Here is a 19,159-nt window from a genome sequence, read left to right on the forward strand (position 1 = left end):
ACCTATTTTTTTATTTTTTCCGAATCACATAAGGCATTATACCGTCATTAGCATAGTAATCTAAATCCGCCTGAGAATCAAAGCGTAAAAGAACCTCAAAGTTTTTTTCGGCAGTACTTACAGTAATTTTTTCATGAATTTTGGGATTTTCTGGTAGCTCTATAGAAAAACTTTCATAACCACTTAATCCTAAAGTTTCGGCATTTTCATTATCTAGAAACTGTAGGGGAAGAACACCCATCATGACGAGATTACTTCGATGAATACGTTCAAAACTCTCAGCAATTACAGCCTTGACTCCAAGTAATTTTGTTCCCTTGGCCGCCCAGTCTCGACTGGAACCCATTCCATAATCCTTACCAGCAAGAACAATTAATCCTTGTCCTTGTTCTTTATATTTTTTAGCTACCTCATAAATAGGTAATGTTTCATTATTGAATAGAGAATAACCTCCCTCAAGAGGAGCAACAAGCTGATTTTTGATACGGATATTAGCAAATGTTCCCCTTGTCATTACTTTATCATTTCCGCGTCTTGAACCAAAACTATTAAAATCCTTATAAGCAAGTCCTCGAGAACTTAGATAATCCCCAGCTGGGGATTTTAAAGGAATATTCCCTGCTGGACTAATATGGTCAGTTGTGATAGAATCACCAAATTTTGCTAAAACATGTAAATTTGACAGTGAAGCTATCGGTTTATTTATCATAGTTAAGTTTTCAAAATATGGTGGATTAGAAATATAGGTAGATTCAGATTTCCAGTCATAAACTTCACTTTTCTTTGTTTTGATATTATTCCAGACTGTATTTTCATCAAAAACCTTAGCATAACTTTCAGCATATAAATCACTTGTTACGTATTTTTGCACTAAATCATTCACTTCATCAGAAGTTGGCAGAATATCTTTCAAATATACCTTTTCACCTTCTAGATTAGTCCCCAGAGCAACAGTTGTTAAATTTTTACGAACAGAACCCGCTAAAGCATACGCAACTACTAATGGAGGACTTGCTAGATAGTTCGCCTTCACTAATGGATGAATTCGACCTTCAAAATTTCGATTGCCACTCAAAACACTCGTTGCAATCAGTTCTTTATTTCTAATCTCTGTTTCCATTTCACTTAAAAGTGGCCCTGAGTTACCTATACAGGTTGTACAGCCATATCCTACTACATAAAATCCCAACGTTTCAAGATAAGGAAGGAGACCCGCTTTCTCTAAATAAGAGGTAACAACTTTTGAACCAGGAGCTAATGAAGTTTTAACCCAGCTAGGAACCGTAAGGCCTTGTTCTACTGCATTTTTTGCAAGTAATCCCGCCATCATCATAACATGTGGATTACTCGTATTGGTACAACTTGTAATAGCGGCAATTGCAATTTTTCCATCCTCTTCTTTCAGAGGTTTTTGTTTTTTAGCAAAGTCTTCAAAGTTATTTGCTAGCTCAGACAATTCAAGCATATCTTGGGGACGAGAGGGACCTGATAATCGTGTTGCTACTTCACTTAAATCAACATTAATCGTCTTATTATAGTATGGTTCACGTTTTTCGTCATAAAATAACTTATTTGCCTTTGCATAGGTTTCTACTCGCGCAACCACTTCCTCAGAACGATTTGTCGCCCGAAGATATTTCAAAGTTTCATTATCAATCGGAAAATATCCACATGTGGCACCATACTCAGGAGCCATATTTGAAATTGTCGCTCTATCTGCTAAACTTAAATTTTTTAGTCCTTCTCCAAAAAAATCAACGAATTTTCCTACCACTTTTTCATCTCGTAAAATTTTTGTGATTGTCAAAGCTAAATCTGTTGCAGTAGCAAATGCTCCTAACTTACCTATTAATCTAACTCCTACTACTTCTGGAACAGTCAATGAACTAGGCTCTCCTAGCATCACTGCTTCTGCTTCAATTCCTCCTACTCCCCAACCAAGAACACCAAGGGCATTAATCATTGTTGTATGACTATCTGTACCAAAAACACTATCTGGATATAAAACGCCATTTTTTTCGGTAATTACTTCACTTAAATATTCAATATTAACTTGATGAATAATACCTGTTGCTGGAGGGACTACTCTAAAATTATCAAAAGATTGCTCTGCCCATTTTAAAAATTCGTAACGTTCACGATTACGTTCAAATTCTTTTTTTGAATTTAGCAGAAAAGCCTCTTCATTTCCTTGAAAATCCACTTGAACAGAATGGTCAATTACCAAATCCACTGGAATTTCTGGGTTAATTAATTCAGGATTCTTTCCTAATTCAACCATTGCGTCTCTCATTGCTGCAAGGTCAACAATAGCTGGAACTCCTGTGAAATCCTGAAGAACAACACGACTTGGTAAGAAAACTGTTTCTTGACCAACTTCCCCTTTTAAATAGTCTTTAACGGATTGAATATGAGCCTGATTGATATTCTCGTCATTTTTCTGTCTAATCAAACTTTCTAAAAGAACTCGTAAACTATATGGAAAATCTTCAATTCTTTCAGTTTCTGAGATATCATAATAATGGTATATTTTTTTAGAAATACTTATTTTTTTCATCTTTCCCCCAACTTTATATAATTTTTTGATTCTAAGACACTTTCATAGGCTGGACGGATAATCTTATTCATATTAATTAGTTCTTCTATACGATGTGCTAACCAACCTACAATTCTAGCAATCGCAAATAATGGAGTAAATAATTCTTGTGGAATTTCCAATATTCTATAGACAAAGCCAGAGTAGAAATCAACATTTGGACAAATTGTTTTATATATTTTCCGATTTTCCGATATTACTTTAGGAGCTAGCCTTGCAACTTTTTCATATAATTTGAATTCCTCTTCCAATCCTTTTTCTTTTACTAAAGTCTCTACATAGGATTTAAAAACCTCAAATCGTGGGTCGCTTACACTATAAATGGCGTGACCAATACCATAAATTAATCCTTGCTTATCAAAAACTTCTTTATTTAAGATTTTATGGAGATACTTTTCTATTTCAGCGTCATCTTCATAATTAGAAATATTTTCTTTTATATTTTCCAACATTTTTGCTGCCTTAATATTAGCTCCACCGTGTTTAGGCCCTTTCAAACTGGAGAGGGCAGCAGCAATTGTAGCATAAGTATCTGTTCCACTTGAGGTGACCACATGAGTCGTAAAAGTCGAATTGTTACCTCCACCATGTTCCATATGAAGAATCAAGGCAATATCTAATACTTTAGCCTCTACCTCTGTGTAATGGCAGTCTGGGCGAAGCATTCGTAAAATATTCTCAGCGGTCGTCATTTTTGGATCAGGATAATGGATATAAAGACTTTCTTTTTTAAAATAATGAACATAAGATTGGTAACTGTAAATCGCAAGAAGTGGAAAATCAGCAATAAGTCCAAAAGATTGTTCTAAAACATTTTCAATCGAGATATCTGAAACTTTCTCATCGTAACTAGCAAGAGCTAGTATACAACGGCTCATCGAATTCATCACGTCACTTGAAGGGTTGGTTAAAATAGTTTCACGGATAAAAAATTCTGGTAGAGTTCTCCTACTGGCTAAAAGGTTTTGAAATTCCTGAAGTTCATTTGCCGTGGGAAGTTCTCCAAATAACAATAGATAAGTCATCTCTTCAAAACCAAAACGATTTTCTTTTCTTAAATCATTAATAATATCTTTAATATTATAAGCTCTATACTCTAAAATACCGGGAATTTGGTTTCCTTCTTTATCAAAAGAATGTATCGCCGAAATATTGGTTAAACCCGCTAAAACTCCTTTCCCATTAATGTCTCTTAAACCTTTTTTAACATTGTACTTTTTGTAAAATTCACTAGGAATTTGTGAATTTTTAATCATTTTTTCTTCTTTACTCAATAAATTCATAAACGCCTCCATCTATTTCATTATTATACACTTTTTATTCCGAAAATTATATATTTTCTGAAAATTTAAATATTTTTTTGAAGAAAAATAAAAAACCTACCCAAAAGGTAGGTTTAATTTATATTAATTAATTTCGATTAACAAGTCTTGAGTTTGAATTGCCTCACCTTTAACCACATGAAGGTCAACAATCTCGCCATCAAATGGTGCTTCAATAGTTGTTTCCATTTTCATGGCTTCAGTAACCATCAAGGCTTGACCTTTTTGAACTTTGTCACCAGCTTTAACTAAAATTTCAAGAACAGAACCTGGCATAGTAGCTCCAATTTGGTTTGGATTTCCTGTTTCGGCTTTGCGTTTAGCCACAACTTGAGTTTGTACAGATTGGTCATTAATTACGACTTCTCGACGTTGACCATTTAGGTTAAAGAAGAGAACACGATTTCCAGCTAGGTCAGGTTCTCCTATTTCATCTAAACGAATGCTGAGTGTTTTACCTTTTTCAATTTGTACTTCAATTTTTTCATTGAGACGCATTCCATGTAAGAAAGTAGGAGTGTCAAGTAGTGTAACTGCTCCAAATTCTCTTTGCATTTTTTGATAATCAAGGAAAACTTGTGGATACATGATATATGAGATAACTTCGTGATCTCCTGGTTCATAGCCAATTTTTTGTTCTAGGTCTGCTTTAACAGTTTCAAAATCAACTTTTTCTGCGTGTAAGCCTGGACGGTCAGTAATTACGGCTTTATCTTTCACGATAATTTTTTGTAATTCTTCTGGGAAGCCACCCACTGGTTGTCCTAAATCTCCACGGAAGAATGATACTACAGATTCTGGGAAATTAAGTTCGTTACCACGCGCATAAACATCTTCTTCTGTTAAATCATTTTGAATCATAAAGAGAGCCATATCTCCAACTACTTTTGAAGAAGGAGTTACTTTAATAATATCTCCAAACATCATGTTAACTTTACGATACATTTGTTTGATTTCATCAAAACGATGTCCAAGACCAACTGCTGCTGCCTGAGATTTTAGGTTAGTGTATTGACCACCAGGCATTTCATGCATGTAAACTTCTGTCTGAGGACTTGTAATACCCGCTTCAAATGGTGCATAATATTTACGAACATCTTCCCAATAATGGTCAATTTGTTCAGCATTTTTTACATTAATTGAAGCATGGCGAGGACCATGTTCAAGTGCATAGTAAATAGATTGCATTGATGGTTGAGATGTTCCGCCAGCAAGACTCGCTGTTGCTACGTCAATAATGTCTACACCTGCTTGAGTTGCACCAGAATATGTAATAATTCCATTTCCTGAAGTATCGTGTGTATGCAAATGAATTGGCAAATCAACGGTATCTTTTAATTCTGAAATCAAACGATAAGCAGCTTGAGGTTTCAATAAACCTGCCATATCTTTAACTGCCAAGATATGAGCACCTGTTGCTTCTAATTCTTTTGCTAAGTCTTTATAGTATTGAATATTATATTTTGGTCGGCTTGGGTCTAGGATATCTCCCGTATAACAAATTGTTGCTTCTGCAATTTTTCCATTATCGCGAACGGCTTGAATGGATTTTTCCATTTGGGGTAACCAGTTAAGACTATCAAAGATACGGAAAACATCGATACCTTCATGCGCCGCTACTCGGATAAATTCTTCAATCACATTATCTGGATAGTTTTGGTAACCAACTGCATTTGAACCACGGAAGAGCATTTGGAACATGGTATTTGGCATGAGTTTACGTAGTTTACGCAGACGATACCATGGTGATTCATTCAAGAAACGATAAGCCACATCAAAGGTTGCACCACCCCACATCTCAGCTGAGAAAAGTTCTGGTAGCCCTTGGTCAATCGCTTGGGCAATTCCTTTCATATCTTGTAAACGTAAGCGAGTAGCAAGCAAGGATTGGTGAGCATCACGTAAAGTTGTATCTGTTAATAATACTTCTTTTGTATTTTTAACATAATCAACAACAGCATCAGCCCCTTGTTCATCTAAGATATTTTTGGCTGTCTTTTTCTTTTCAAGATTAAGAAGGGGTTGACGTGGTTCTTCAAAATGACGTTTTTCAGTATTTTCAATCCCTGGGAAGCCATTGACTGTAATCATTGATAAATAATGCAGCGTCTTTGTTCCACGGTCACGTAAGTGTGGGAAGTTGAACAGACTTGGTGTATTATCAATAAAGGTTGTTGTTGCTTGACCACTTGTGAAGTTTTCATTAGCAATAACATTAATCAAGAAAGGAATATTTGTTTTGACACCACGAATACGGAATTCATGGAGAACGCGGTCCATTTTTCTTACGGTGTCACTAAATTCATTGGCAAAAGTACAAACTTTTACTAAAAGTGAATCAAAATATGGAGTTACTTCATATCCAGCATAGGCATTTCCGACATCTAAACGTACACCAAAACCACCTGGTGAACGGTAAGTATCAATTTTACCTGTGTCTGGCAAGAATCCATTTTGTGGATCTTCTGTTGTGATTCGACATTGAATTGCTGAACCCAAAAGTGGAATTTCAGACTGTGCTGGAAGTCCAATTTCTCTATGTAAGTCTTTACCTTGAGCAATCAAAATTTGAGCTTGGACAATATCTACACCTGTGATAAGTTCCGTAATTGTATGTTCAACTTGAACACGTGGATTTACTTCAATGAAATAAAATTTATCATCTTTAACAAGAAACTCAACTGTACCAGCATTAACATAGCCAACATTTTTACAAAGTTTGACTGCTGCTTCACATATTTCGTTACGGAAGTCCAGTGAAAGTCCCACGGCTGGCGCAATTTCAATGACTTTTTGATTACGTCGTTGTACTGAACAGTCACGCTCATGGAGGTGAATAATATTTCCATGACTATCTCCAAGAATTTGGACTTCAATATGTTTTGGATTTTCAATATATTTTTCAACATAGATTTCGCCAGAACCAAAAGCTCCAATTGCTTCTGATTTTGCTCTAGCATAACCATCATGCATTTCAGCATCATTACGCGCAACTCGCATTCCGCGACCACCACCGCCTAAAGCGGCCTTAATCATAACTGGATAACCGTAAGTTTTAGCAAATTCTAAAGCGCCGTCGATATCTACTGCTCCATTTGTTCCGGGAATTCCTGGAACTTTTGCTTCGTCGGCAGCTGCTTTAGCTTTAATTTTATCACCGAAAATATCCAAATGATGAAGTTCAGGACCCACAAAAACTAAACCTGCTGCGCGAACTTTGGTAGCAAATTCGAGATTTTCAGATAAGAGGCCATAACCTGGGTGAATAGCATCTGCTCCTGATTCAAGGGCAACACGAATGATATCATCAATATCCAAATAGGCATCAATTGGTTTTTTTCCTTGACCGATTAGATAAGATTCATCTGCTTTAAAGCGATGAACAGAATATTCATCTTCTCTTGCATAGACGGCTACAGTAGAAAGTCCGAGTTCATTACAGGCACGAAAGACACGAACGGCGATTTCTCCACGATTGGCGACGAGTAGTTTTTTCATTTTGACTCCTTAATGAGGCTTGCTTGGAAAGGTAATTGGTCATTACCTTTCACTCTTTCATATATTATAAAAATCTTTTATACACTTTTAAACGACTGACAATTGTCAATCGTTTTCATAAGTTGGGACACTGCTACTATAATGATTTGAGAGCTCAGAAACTTCTCTTCGTTTCTCATCAGCTGAAATATTTAATGCAAATGCAATTCCCAACGATAAGACAAGGAAGGACGACCCTCCTTGTGATAGGAAGGGGAAGGTTACTCCTGTTTCTGGAATAATTCCGATTGCTCCACCCACATTGACAAAGACTTGAACTAACAATAAACCAGATACCCCAATCATAATGAGTGAGTTAAAGGCACTTTTAGCACGAATTCCAACAATTAACATTCTGCTTATCAAGAAAAAGAGAATAGCTAGAATAATAATTCCGCCAATGATTCCTAATTCTTCCACGACAATTGGAAAGATAAAGTCAGTTTGAGCTTCTGGTAAGAAACCATTTTTTTGAATCGAATTTCCTAAACCACGCCCTGTCCAACCACCATTAACTATAGCATAGTATGAATTAGCTAACTGGTGTCCAGAATTGGCTAAGTCTGTAAAAGGATTAACAAAAGCTTCAAATCGTTTATTGATATAAGTGATGGGTAAGAAACTTGGAATGATATTTCCACCTACAATGAAAAGAAATCCTAAGAAAATGGCCATCAAAGATAGAATTAATTTTGAATAGCCGGAATACCAACGCCAAGATATACCGCTGGCTCCAATCATTATCAAAGCAACTGCAGCAATAATCAAAGTATTACCTAGGTCAGGCATGATAAGGTCAACCAATAAAATGGCAACTACGGGTAATCGCCAACCACCAAAAAGTTTTTGAAAGAGCGTCTTTCCTTTAAAAATCTCATTTATATCACGTTTTTCAATTTCTTCTTGTTTTGTTGAAAAAACTGAGGCTAAATACCAGATAATAAAAACTTTGGCAAATTCTGCTGGCTGCACAGTTCCGATTCCTGGAATATGAATCCAACCTCTGGCTCCATTTACGGGTGCTGTCAGAGCAAAACTGGAAGGCATTATCCTACAAAATATTAATGACAGAATCAAAATAACCATTATTGTTCCTATCATTTTTCTATTCTTAAGGGCTCTAAGTTTCAGACGGTAAATCACTGCAATCATAATGAGACTCAATAATTCGAATGCTGTTTGGTTAATTACTAATTTATAAGGATTTAATCCTTTTTGTAACTGATCAGGAACCGTGGTTGAAAAAACCATCACAATACCAATTCCTGCAAGAATTAGGTATGGAATCAATATAGAGTAGTTTAAAAAATTATTCTTATTTAAATTCATTATCTTTTTTTCCTCATTCATATTATTATAGCATGAGTTGAATAATTTATAAAGATTTTCAAAGTGCTTATAAGTTTCTACCACCCAAAGATAAGGTATTTCCGAATATATTTTTTAAACTGAATTTTTTCTTTTATAAATGGTCCACAAAATTATGATTAAAATTTTTTATCTGTCTCCATCAACTGCTATTATAATGAAAAAATAATGTCTTTTTTTGCATAAAACACCTCTAATGAAATATTGTTTACTTTATTATATAATATTATCACAATTCTTAATAAGTGTACATAGTAAAAACTTATTATAAATAAAAAAACAGCAAGATAATTCTTGCTGTCTAACCTTCACGATGAAGTGTAACAATTCGTTCTTTGGGACAAAACTTCATTGTTTCAACTTTTTCCGGATGGGTTGCTTTATTTTTGCTACTAATATAATTTTTGTTCCCACAAGAACTACAAATTAATGTAATTTTTACTCTCATTCCATAATACTCCGTTTCCGCAGATATTTTCGGAAATTAATAAAGGACCAAATAATATTAACAATGACAAAAAGACTTGTCCCTACAATTGCTGCTCGATAACTGATATAACCTGCAATTGCTGATCCGACTAATGGACCGGTTACCATTCCTAAATTAGAACACATTTGTGCGTAAGCAAAAATTCTGCTGACAACTTCTTTGGGAGTAATTTTTGAAAGCAACGAATTTACTGACGGCGTCAAAGCACCAGTTCCAAAACCAAGAAGGAAGCGTAATATCCCAAGTTGGAGTGGGCTTTGCACAAAGGCCATTGGTAAATAAATAATAAATGTAAAAACTAGTCCAATCAAAATTAAACGATGTGAACCGTATTTATCTCCTAAACGTCCTAGAAAACTTGATGATAACATTGCCGACAATCCAACTGCTGACACAATTAAACCTGAAATGAACATCAAATTGTTCGTGCTTGTCGTCAGGGTTTTGATATACAAGGTCACAAATGGTTCAATGGATTGCGAGGTGATTTGAATAATAAATGTTGTAACTAATAATCCAAAAAGAATTTGTTTGTTACTGACTTTATTAATAATTTCTTTACTAGATAACATTTCACCTTTAGCAATTGGTTCAAAGTTTTCATGAACAAAGAAAATGGTTAGTAAAGTTGCTAAGGCTAATAGAGCGCCGACAATCAAAAAGACATTTGCCATGCCAAACCACTCAGCTAATAACCCACCAAGTGAAGGACCAATCAGTGTTCCAGAAACCATTGCTGTTGCTAATGTTCCAAGGGCATAGCCTGATTTATCTTTTGGAGCTTGTGAAGCAATCATTGCTGTTGAGTTAGGGATATAGCCAGAGAAAAATCCCATTAGCAAACGTAATCCAAGTAACCACCAAACATTAGGGGCAAAAGCTATTCCTCCCATTGTTAGGGTCATGACGATACTGGCACGTACCATCATCACTTTACGCCCATGCTCATCAGCTAGACGTCCCCAAATGGGGGCAACTAACCCTGAAGCTAAGGCTGGCAAAGAAAAAGCTAACCCTGAGTAAAGTTCAACATTCCCACCGCTTACACCCAGTCCTTGAATATACAAGGGGAGAAAGGGCATGACGAGTGAAAATGATGAACCTACAAAAAAGCAGCCAATCCATGTTATAAATAAATTCCTTTTCCAATTAACTGTTTTCGTGCGATTCACCTCTATTTCTGTTCTTCTATCCTAGCTAGTTCTCGCTGGATTTGTTTTTTTAGTGCTTCAATCGTTCCAGAATTATCCAGAATGACATCAGCGACTTTTTGTTTTTCTGACAATGGCATTTGTGAAGAAATTCGTTTTTTAGCTTCTTCTTCCGTAAACTTATTTCTTGCCATCAGTCTTTCTAATTGTATTTTTTCAGGTAAGCTGACCAACCATATTTCATCAAATCCGGTATAATTGTATTCAATTAATAACGGAATATCCATAAACATTGGCTTATTTACTGACAGATTTTTTCCTTGACTCTTTGAATCAAAATTTTTACTGACAGACTTGTCAGTCATTTTTTTTAATAAGTCATCACGTCTATCATATAATTCTGTACGAATAATTTCATCTTGTAAGTTTGATAATTTCTCGCGCTCTTTTGAATCAGAAAAAACTAAAGCTCCTAATTTTTCACGATTTAACTGTCCATTGTCAGCAATAAAATCTAAACCGTAAGTTTCTACTATTGCCTTGTAAAGTTTTCCGCCAGGTTCTTGTAATTGACGGACAACTTTGTCAGCATCAATCACTTGATAACCCTCAGAAATCAAAAAATCAACCACCGTTGATTTCCCACTCGCAATTCCGCCTGTCAATCCAATTACCATTTTCATTCATCTATTTTAGCATAAAATTTAACTTTCTTAAACTAAAAACAATAGTTTTTAACTATTATGATTAATTTTTTCGTAAAAAAAGTCTGTCAGTAAAACTGACAGACCGAATATTCATTAAATTTTAAGAATTAGATGTTTGAAGTATGCATTACTTCTTCATCATCGTTTGAAAGAACTTCATGGAAGACACGTTCAGTTAATTCTTGTTTTTGTTCTGGTGTGAGGTATTTAGTATTGACACAGTAACCAGAGATACGAACGATAACATCTTCACCACGCATGATTTTATCGTAAACATCTTTAAGGTCCATTACGTTCAAGTTAACGTGTTGACCTGCAAATTCAGTACCATTAATCAAAGCACCTGGTGTGAAGTATCCATCAAGAATTTGAACCAAGTTATCCACTTGTTCATCACGAGTTTTACCAAGTGCACGAGGTGAAACTTGAGTAGTCAATGAAATACCATCATTTGCATCTTTGAATTCCAACTTAGCCAATGAGCGAAGGTTTTGCAACCAACCACCCTTAGCTTTATTAGATGGGTTAGCACCTGGTGAGAAGAATTCAAGTTTAGATTTATTTACTGTACCATCTTCATTGAGGAATACTCCTTTATGTACTGGAGAATTACCAGTTTGTTTAGAGTAAGCAACGTTAGATGTAATTGTCAAAAGTGAAACAGTAGCTTCAGCATTTTTGTAAAGTTTGTGTGAAGCTAATTTTTCATGGTACATTTTCATGACAAGTTTAGCAATATCATCAGCACGATCATCATCTTCACCATAACGAGGGAAATCACCTTCTACTTCGTAATCGTAGATATAGCCATTTTCATCACGCAATGTTTTAACTTTAGCATATTTAATTGCTGAAAGTGAATCAACTGTATTTGCGAATCCACAGATACCAAATCCCATGTTAGCACGAACTTTAGTAGGCAAGAAGGCCATTTGAACTGCTTCATAGTTATATTTATCAGTCATGTAATGAATGATATTCATTGCATCAACATAAGTATCAGTCAACCAGTCGAGAGATTTGTCAAAGTTTTCCATAACTGTATCATAGTCAAGAATTTCGTCACGAACAGGTTCGATGTCGAATACTTTATAATCTTTATGAACGTCATCATAACCACCGTTCAAACCAGTCAACATTGCTTTCAAGACGTTTACACGCGCACCAAAGTATTGGAGGTTATGACGTCCTTCTTCATTTTCTGGATCAAGTGGTGAGACACAACAAGAGATACATGACATTTCGCCATATCCATCTTTAGCCATTGTTTCAACACCTTCATATTGAATAGAAGAATGCTTGTGGCTCATAGACATTGAATAACGTTTGAATGAGTAAGGAAGTTTAGAATCCCAAAGGACTGTCAAGTTTGGTTCTGGAGCATTTCCGATTGTATCAAGTGTGTTCAAGAAACGGTAGTCCATTTTAGTGACACGGTGACGTTCGTCATTACCCATACCAGCCATAGATGTTGTGATGAATGTTGGGTCACCAGAATAAAGTTCATCATAAGCAGCTGCACGAGCAAATTTCATTGTACGAAGCTTCAAAACGAAATCATCAACAAATTCTTGAATTTCTTGTTCAGTAAATGTTCCACGAGCAAGGTCACGTTCTGCAAAGATATCAAGAACGATTGGAACACGTCCAAGTGAAGTTGCAGCTCCATTAATGACACGACATACTGCCATATAAGCGATGTTAACCCATTGGATTGCTTCTTTTACGTTCATAGCTGGACGTGAAACATCAAGACCATATAAAGCACCAAAGTTTACAACTTCTTGCAAAGCTTGGTATTGCATATTAATTTCTTCTTTAAGACGAATGTTTTCTTCGTTAATTTCAGTGATTGCATCCCATTCTTTTGCTTTTTCCTTCATAAGGTAATCAGCACCGTAAAGGGCAAGACGTGCATAGACACCAATGATACGTCCACGAGAGTAAGCATCTGGCAAACCTGTTACAGTATGAGCATGACGTGCTTTACGAATTGCTGAAGTATAAGCACGAAAGATTCCATCATTTACAGAAGTCATTGTTTGTGACAAAACATCATGCAAGCCTGGGTCAACTGAGAGACCGTGTTCTGTCAAAATCTTTTCAGCAACACGAAGTCCACCTCTTGGCATGAAATTCAAGCGGAAAAGTTCGCTATTTTGCATCCCATAGATGAGTTCAAGTTCTTTATCATTAGCATCGATATATCCAGCAGGGATTTTATCAATAGAGGTTACGCGGTCAGTATCGAAGGGAAATCCTACTTCTTCGTAGTGATTTTTTGTATCTTCAATAATTTTCTTTACTTTAAGTGTACGTTCTGTTGGCCCAGCAAGAAAGCTTTCATCACCATCATATGGTTTGTAGTTTTCTTGTACAAAGCGAGTAACGCTTGCTTTATCGCGCCAGTTGGTTCCTTTAAAACCATCCCAAGCTTGTTCAAAGATATTTTCCGTAACTTCGGTTTTCATTTTGAAATCTCCTTTGTTCTTTCTGTTTCAAATTACAACTTCATTATATCATACAGTTTGAGAATAGCAAACAGAATTCAAGAGAAATTACAGATTCTTTACTAATACAGTTCCAATTATTTTAATATCTGTTATACTTTTTTAAAACGTTTTCATAAATAATTCACAAAATAGTTTTAACAAACATTGCTAACTTCATAATCTGCAATCACTAATTAATTTTTTCACAAAGAGCAAAAAAATGGAGATTTTTCTCCATTTTATAACATATCTTTTTTATGTAACCACCAAGTGACCCAAACACATAATAAAATTCCTAGAACTAAAATAAGCCAAACCATCCAATTAAAATTTTGACCAGGAATTGGAACATTCATTCCGTAAAAACCAACAATTACTGCAGGAATCCCTAGAACGAAAGTAGCTGATGTCATGATTTTCATGACAATGTTCAAGTTATTAGAGACAATGTTTGAGAACAAATCTCGGAGATTTTCTAGTAACTTGAGCTGAATCTTGGTTTCTGTATAAGCTTGGTCTGTTTCGACAAAAATATCATAAATCTTTTCAGCAAAACCATCTTCATCATCTTCTCTCAAGTAATCAATAAAATCCTGAAGTACTTGCATATTATTGTGCAAGGCATCTTCAAAATAAATTAAACTTGCTTGAATGGCAATCAAATCAACAATTTGGTCGTTCTTTGTTGAATTTTTGATTCCCTGTTCAAGTCTGCGACGCCTTGTTCGGAAATCTCTCAAATAATCATGGAAAGTGTGTGTCATTTGATACATCACTTGAAAAATAACTTGATGTTTGTAGCGTTTATAATCATATTCACGCTCGAAAATTAAGCCATTATCAATCTCATGATTAAGTGCTAAAATAACCGATTCATTTTTAGTCCAAACCAAAGAATATGGAAAAGTCGCCACTTCTCCATAATTAGAAAGTGCAGGATATTGTAAGAGAATCAGATTATTATCATTATCATCTGTTTCAAAACGGGCATTTTCATAGTCATCCAAAATTCCTGATAAATAGTCAAAAGGGAAGTCATAGTATTCAGAAATATTCCCAATTTCTTCACGTGTTGGATTGAGAACATAGGTGAAATTCTTCATTTCAGAGGTTGAAATTAATTTTTTTTCGTTGGATAGTTCATAATTTTTAATCATTTTCCTATCTATCCCTTCTTTTCCTGATAAAAGAGGATTGGAATCCTCTTAGTGTCCCTTTAATTGTAGCAGATTTTAGACTTTTTTTCCGAGTATTTTATTCTCTACGACTTAAGAAAACATTTACATTAACTATTGGTCTAAAGAATACTTTGTGATATAATAAACTTATTAACTTGAGGAGATTTTTTTTGAAATTCAAACACGAACCCCTAAATTTGTATCTAAACTTTAAAAAATCAGCTGAACAGTTTCCTGATAGCCCAATTATCTTTGATGAGGCTGTTGGAGCTTTCCCCGAACTAGCTCTTGAAACGACTTACCAAAAGACTCATCAAGCAATTGTTGATAAGGCAAGTCTCTTATCTGAGTTGGGAATCAAAAAATCGGATAAAGTCATTATTTTTAAATCAAGTGCTTTTGATACCTATCTTTTAGCTGTTGCTGTTTCTTATCTAGGCGCTGTTCCAGCAATGATTTCTTATCATCTTCCTGCCGAAACAATGGATATTTTAGCTGGACGTTTAGGCAATCCTTGGCTCATTTATGACCAAGTTACTGACAAAACTGTAAATGAAATGAAGAATCTTGAAGATTCTAAAAAACTTTCTGTCAGTAAATTTGCTTTGGAAAAACCTACTCAAATTGCTGACAGTCAGCAATTGGCCAGTGATGAGATTGCTTATCTCACTCATACTTCTGGAACAACTGGTGTACCAAAATTAATCGCTCACTCTGCTAATTCAATGGGTTGGCGTTGGGTGCTTCAAAGAACTGTAATGGATTGGATGCCTGATAAGGAAGAAATTTTAGCTTTCCATATTTCTCCTGTTCATTCTCGTTTCAATATAGGGGTTTCATCAGCAATGACCTTTGGGTTTGGCCTTATGCCCCTCAATGATTTATCAAAAGATAATCTTGTCAATCTTTTTGCTAAACATCAGCCTTATGCTTTTGAAACACATCCAAACGATTTTGTTCGTCTAGCGAATCTTGCAAAGCAAGAACCTGAGATTTTTGCTTCAATTCGTTACCTTCACTCAACTTTTGATGCAATTAATAAAGAAACAATGCACACTTTTCTTTCTGCCTCTAAGCAAAAAGATCCAGTCTTCCTACAAATTTATGGACAATCAGAATGTGGCCCAATGATTTGGAAAAAGCACCGTTTATCAACTTTAGCAGACACTAATGCCCGTGAAATGGGGATTGGTATGCCTGGATTATCCAAAGCACGTATTGCCGATGAAGATGGAAATGAATGTCCTGCAGGTACGCCTGGAAGAATCCACTTCCTCTCAAAAGGAAGAGCTTTGACTTACTATAAAGAAGAAGAACGTTTTAATAAAGAAGTCTATGGTGACTGGTGGGATACTGGCGATTGGGGTCTCATGAATGAAGACGGAATTCTCTTTTTACATGACAGACAAGTTGATTTAATTGATAAAATTGAATCTAATTTGGCAATTGAAGATCTTCTGTTAGACCAACACGACTTCTTAGATGAAGTTGTGATTATTCGTGATAAATCTGGTAAACCACAACCTATTTTGGCTCTAGCTGAAAATGCGGAAATGGATTGGTCAGCTTGGTGGGCTTCAATTGTTGATTTGCCATTTTTAAATGAACCTATTCTTATGGCTTACGATGAAATTCCTCGTACAGCAACAATGAAAGTTCAACGATTAGCTCTTGAAAGAGAATTAGCTAAATAAGTGTTCCTAATTTTACTGACAGAACTGTCAGCCACTTATTCATCAGCAAATTTATTATCAAAACTACTGACAAAACTGTCAGTAGTTTTTTTGCTTAAAAAAAAATTAAATAATTGATGTTAATCAATTAATTTGTTAGAATTTAATAAATGACACAGTGTCATAAATTGAATGAATTGGAGAAAAAATGCCTAAATCAACCTATTTCAGTCTATCTGACGAAAAACGCAATCGCGTATATGATGCCTGTTTAAATGAATTTCAGACTCATTCTTTTCACGAGGCAAAAATTATGCACATCGTAAAAGCTCTTGATATTCCGAGAGGGAGTTTTTATCAGTATTTTGAAGATTTAAAAGATGCTTATTTCTATGTCCTCTCGCAAGAAACCCTTGAAATCCATGATTTATTTTTTAATTTATTAAAATATAATTCCATTGAAGAGTCTCTAGATAAATACAAATATCTCCTTCTTGAAAATTTAATTGATTCTCCCCAATACAAACTTTATAAATATCGCTTTTTAGATTGGACTTATGAACTTGAAAGAGATTGGAAACCCCAAAGTTCAGCAACCGTCCCAGCTAGTGAAAATGATAATCCAATTTCACAAGTATTAAAATCAGTTGTTCATAATCTCGTTTATAGATTATTCAGTGAAAATTGGACTGAGAAAACTTTTATTGAAAATTATGATAAAGAAATCAAATTAGTCACCGAAGGTTTACTTAATTATATTACTGACAGAAAAAACTGAAAGGAGATTTTATGTTTTTAGCACTAAGAGAAATACGTTATAATAAAGCTCGTTACACCTTAATCGGAGCTATTATTTTTTTAATCGCTTATGTAGTCTTTATACTGTCCGGACTATCTGTAGGACTTGCCAGTCAATTTAAACAAGCTGTCCTTGATTGGAAGGCCGAAAAAGTCGTTTTATCAACAAGTTCAAATAATATTATTTCTGCTTCACAAATTACTTCTGATGATTTAAGTAATATTCATATAGAAAATGGATCAGAATTATCATTGTTTTCTACTTCTATGCGCAAATCAAAGAGCGAGCGAGACAATATTGCTATTATTGCCCTGCCTGATAAGTCTAAAATCATGCCAGAAGTTCTTGAGGGAAAAAAATTTACTGACAATCATTTAGAAATGATTATCTCAAAAAAGCTGGCAAATCAAGGATATAAAATCGGTCAAGAAGTTTCCGTGGGAAATAATAATATTAAAATAAAAATTGTCGGAATTTCAAAATCCTCTTCTTATTCTGCCTCGCCTGTTATCTATACTTCGTTTTCCGCTTTGAATCAGATAAAGTTTGGTGAAAAAAGCACTTCAACTTCTTCTGTTAATGCTGTCGTTGTAAAATCTGGAAAAGTTAAGATTGATTCTTCTATTTCAAATCAATATAAAGTCCTGTCTATTTCTGATTTAATTAACGATATTCCAGGTTATTCTGCTCAAAATATGACACTCAGCGCAATGATTTACTTCTTATTTCTGATTGTACTGTTGATTATTGGAGTCTTTATGTATGTTATAACTCTTCAAAAAGTTCCGATTTTTGGCATAATGAAAGCTCAAGGAATTTCAAATCGCATAATAATGAACTCTTTACTTGGTCAAAGCTTTATCATTAGTTTAGTTGGCGTCTTCGTTGCTTTTATAGCAAGTTATGGAACTAGCTTTATCTTACCCGATGCAATGCCATTTGAAATTAGTCTTACAAACTGGTTGCTCTATGCTTTAATTCTCATCATCGTATCAATTATTGGGTCACTTTTTTCAATCATTACTATCCGTAAAATTGACCCAACGAAAGCAATTGGAGGTTAAAAATGAAAACAATTCTTAAAATGGAAAATGTAAAAAAATCTTTTGGTAGTGGTCATAATGAGATTCAGGCACTCAAAGGAATCGATTTAGCAGTCAATCAAGGAGAATTTGTTTCAATTATTGGTCCCTCCGGTTCAGGCAAAAGTACATTTCTCACAATTGCAGGTGGTTTACAAAGTCCAACTTCTGGGAACATTTCAATCAATGGCTTAGATTTTACACCATTGTCAGAAAAAAAACGTTCTAAACTTAGATTTAAAGAAATAGGTTTCATCCTCCAAAGTTCTAATTTGATTCCTTATTTGACTATTGAAGAACAATTTCTCCTTATTGATAAAATCAATCACGAAAAACTAACTTCTAAAAAAGGGATTGAACTTCTTAAATCACTTGATATTTTAGACTTAAAAGATAAACATCCTAGTGATCTTTCTGGTGGTGAAAGACAAAGGGCAGCTATTGCTCGTGCTCTCTTTAATGAACCAAATTTAATTTTGGCGGATGAACCAACAGCAAGTTTAGACACTGAGCATGCTTATCAGGTTGTTGAATTATTAAGACAAGAAGCTCATTTGAAGAATAAAGCAACAATCATGGTCACTCATGACCAAAGAATGATTAAAAATAGTGACAGTATTTATAAGATTGAAGATGGACTCTTATCAAAAATCTAAATAAAATAAAAACTACTAGCTTACTAGTAGTTTTTTCATAGAATATTTTTTATAAAAAATAATCCTTCTCTAAATAAAGAGAAGGATTAAATCTAAATCATTCGTTGG

13 protein-coding genes are annotated in these 19,159 nt (G+C 34.8%); 4 read left to right on the forward strand and 9 right to left on the reverse strand.

Going from position 1 to position 19,159, the window contains the following annotated elements; translation table 11 throughout:
* Window positions 1-10: 10 nt before the first annotated feature.
* From acnA to MHB61_RS05665, 9 genes are all read right to left on the reverse strand, one after another.
* Window positions 11-2,557, reverse strand: a complete 2,547-nt coding sequence (gene acnA / locus MHB61_RS05625; RefSeq protein ID WP_003129591.1) for an aconitate hydratase AcnA — start codon at window positions 2,555-2,557, stop codon at window positions 11-13.
* Window positions 2,554-3,879: a citrate/2-methylcitrate synthase gene (locus MHB61_RS05630; protein WP_003129590.1), complete on the reverse strand. Its 1,326-nt coding sequence runs from the start codon at window positions 3,877-3,879 to the stop codon at window positions 2,554-2,556. Before MHB61_RS05630 ends, acnA begins: the two co-directional genes overlap by 4 nt.
* Before the next feature lie 123 nt (window positions 3,880-4,002).
* Window positions 4,003-7,416 (reverse strand): pyruvate carboxylase, encoded by a 3,414-nt coding sequence (locus MHB61_RS05635; RefSeq protein ID WP_023163848.1) that lies wholly within the window; start codon window positions 7,414-7,416, stop codon window positions 4,003-4,005.
* 105 nt (window positions 7,417-7,521) lie between these two features.
* Complete coding sequence (locus tag MHB61_RS05640; RefSeq protein WP_014570401.1) at window positions 7,522-8,784, reverse strand: FtsW/RodA/SpoVE family cell cycle protein; 1,263 nt, start codon at window positions 8,782-8,784, stop codon at window positions 7,522-7,524.
* A 340-nt stretch (window positions 8,785-9,124) separates the two neighbouring features.
* Entirely contained in the window at window positions 9,125-9,271 is a 147-nt protein-coding gene (gene rpmG, locus MHB61_RS05645) for a 50S ribosomal protein L33 (RefSeq protein ID WP_003129585.1), read from the reverse strand.
* Window positions 9,268-10,485: a multidrug efflux MFS transporter gene (locus MHB61_RS05650; protein ID WP_137016534.1), complete on the reverse strand. Its 1,218-nt coding sequence runs from the start codon at window positions 10,483-10,485 to the stop codon at window positions 9,268-9,270. Before MHB61_RS05650 ends, rpmG begins: the two co-directional genes overlap by 4 nt.
* A gap of 2 nt (window positions 10,486-10,487) precedes the next feature.
* The gene (gene coaE / locus MHB61_RS05655; protein WP_137016536.1) at window positions 10,488-11,147 is read right to left on the reverse strand and encodes a dephospho-CoA kinase; all 660 of its coding nucleotides are present in this window, start codon (window positions 11,145-11,147) and stop codon (window positions 10,488-10,490) included.
* Window positions 11,148-11,278: 131 nt separating this feature from the next.
* Complete coding sequence (gene pflB, locus MHB61_RS05660; RefSeq protein ID WP_137016538.1) at window positions 11,279-13,642, reverse strand: formate C-acetyltransferase; 2,364 nt, start codon at window positions 13,640-13,642, stop codon at window positions 11,279-11,281.
* A 260-nt stretch (window positions 13,643-13,902) separates the two neighbouring features.
* The gene (locus MHB61_RS05665) at window positions 13,903-14,820 is read right to left on the reverse strand and encodes a magnesium transporter CorA family protein (protein WP_003129577.1); all 918 of its coding nucleotides are present in this window, start codon (window positions 14,818-14,820) and stop codon (window positions 13,903-13,905) included.
* A gap of 191 nt (window positions 14,821-15,011) precedes the next feature.
* On the opposite strand from MHB61_RS05665, the gene MHB61_RS05670 reads away from it, so the two are divergent.
* From MHB61_RS05670 to MHB61_RS05685, 4 genes are all read left to right on the forward strand, one after another.
* The gene (locus MHB61_RS05670; protein WP_010905493.1) at window positions 15,012-16,535 is read left to right on the forward strand and encodes a class I adenylate-forming enzyme family protein; all 1,524 of its coding nucleotides are present in this window, start codon (window positions 15,012-15,014) and stop codon (window positions 16,533-16,535) included.
* A 187-nt stretch (window positions 16,536-16,722) separates the two neighbouring features.
* A complete protein-coding gene (locus tag MHB61_RS05675) occupies window positions 16,723-17,292 on the forward strand; it encodes a TetR/AcrR family transcriptional regulator (RefSeq protein WP_137016540.1) in 570 nt (189 codons plus the stop codon).
* 11 nt (window positions 17,293-17,303) lie between these two features.
* Complete coding sequence (locus MHB61_RS05680) at window positions 17,304-18,377, forward strand: ABC transporter permease (RefSeq protein ID WP_003129569.1); 1,074 nt, start codon at window positions 17,304-17,306, stop codon at window positions 18,375-18,377.
* 2 nt (window positions 18,378-18,379) lie between these two features.
* Window positions 18,380-19,051, forward strand: coding sequence for an ABC transporter ATP-binding protein (locus tag MHB61_RS05685; protein ID WP_010905491.1), 672 nt, complete (start codon window positions 18,380-18,382; stop codon window positions 19,049-19,051).
* Window positions 19,052-19,159 lie beyond the last annotated feature (108 nt).

Origin of the sequence: Lactococcus sp. FSL K6-0773, from assembly GCF_038006485.1 — a bacterium.
Lineage (GTDB): Bacteria > Bacillota > Bacilli > Lactobacillales > Streptococcaceae > Lactococcus > Lactococcus lactis.

Excerpts from the sequence above, each read along its gene's own strand:
- acnA (WP_003129591.1), bottom strand. The coding sequence starts at position 2,557 with ATGAAAAAAATAAGTATTTCTAAAAAAATATACCATTATTATGATATC.
- MHB61_RS05630 (WP_003129590.1), bottom strand. The coding sequence starts at position 3,879 with ATGAATTTATTGAGTAAAGAAGAAAAAATGATTAAAAATTCACAAATT.
- MHB61_RS05635 (WP_023163848.1), bottom strand. The coding sequence starts at position 7,416 with ATGAAAAAACTACTCGTCGCCAATCGTGGAGAAATCGCCGTTCGTGTC.
- MHB61_RS05640 (WP_014570401.1), bottom strand. The coding sequence starts at position 8,784 with ATGAATTTAAATAAGAATAATTTTTTAAACTACTCTATATTGATTCCA.
- rpmG (WP_003129585.1), bottom strand. The coding sequence starts at position 9,271 with ATGAGAGTAAAAATTACATTAATTTGTAGTTCTTGTGGGAACAAAAAT.
- coaE (WP_137016536.1), bottom strand. The coding sequence starts at position 11,147 with ATGAAAATGGTAATTGGATTGACAGGCGGAATTGCGAGTGGGAAATCA.
- pflB (WP_137016538.1), bottom strand. The coding sequence starts at position 13,642 with ATGAAAACCGAAGTTACGGAAAATATCTTTGAACAAGCTTGGGATGGT.
- MHB61_RS05665 (WP_003129577.1), bottom strand. The coding sequence starts at position 14,820 with ATGATTAAAAATTATGAACTATCCAACGAAAAAAAATTAATTTCAACC.
- MHB61_RS05675 (WP_137016540.1), top strand. The coding sequence starts at position 16,723 with ATGCCTAAATCAACCTATTTCAGTCTATCTGACGAAAAACGCAATCGC.
- MHB61_RS05680 (WP_003129569.1), top strand. The coding sequence starts at position 17,304 with ATGTTTTTAGCACTAAGAGAAATACGTTATAATAAAGCTCGTTACACC.
- MHB61_RS05685 (WP_010905491.1), top strand. The coding sequence starts at position 18,380 with ATGAAAACAATTCTTAAAATGGAAAATGTAAAAAAATCTTTTGGTAGT.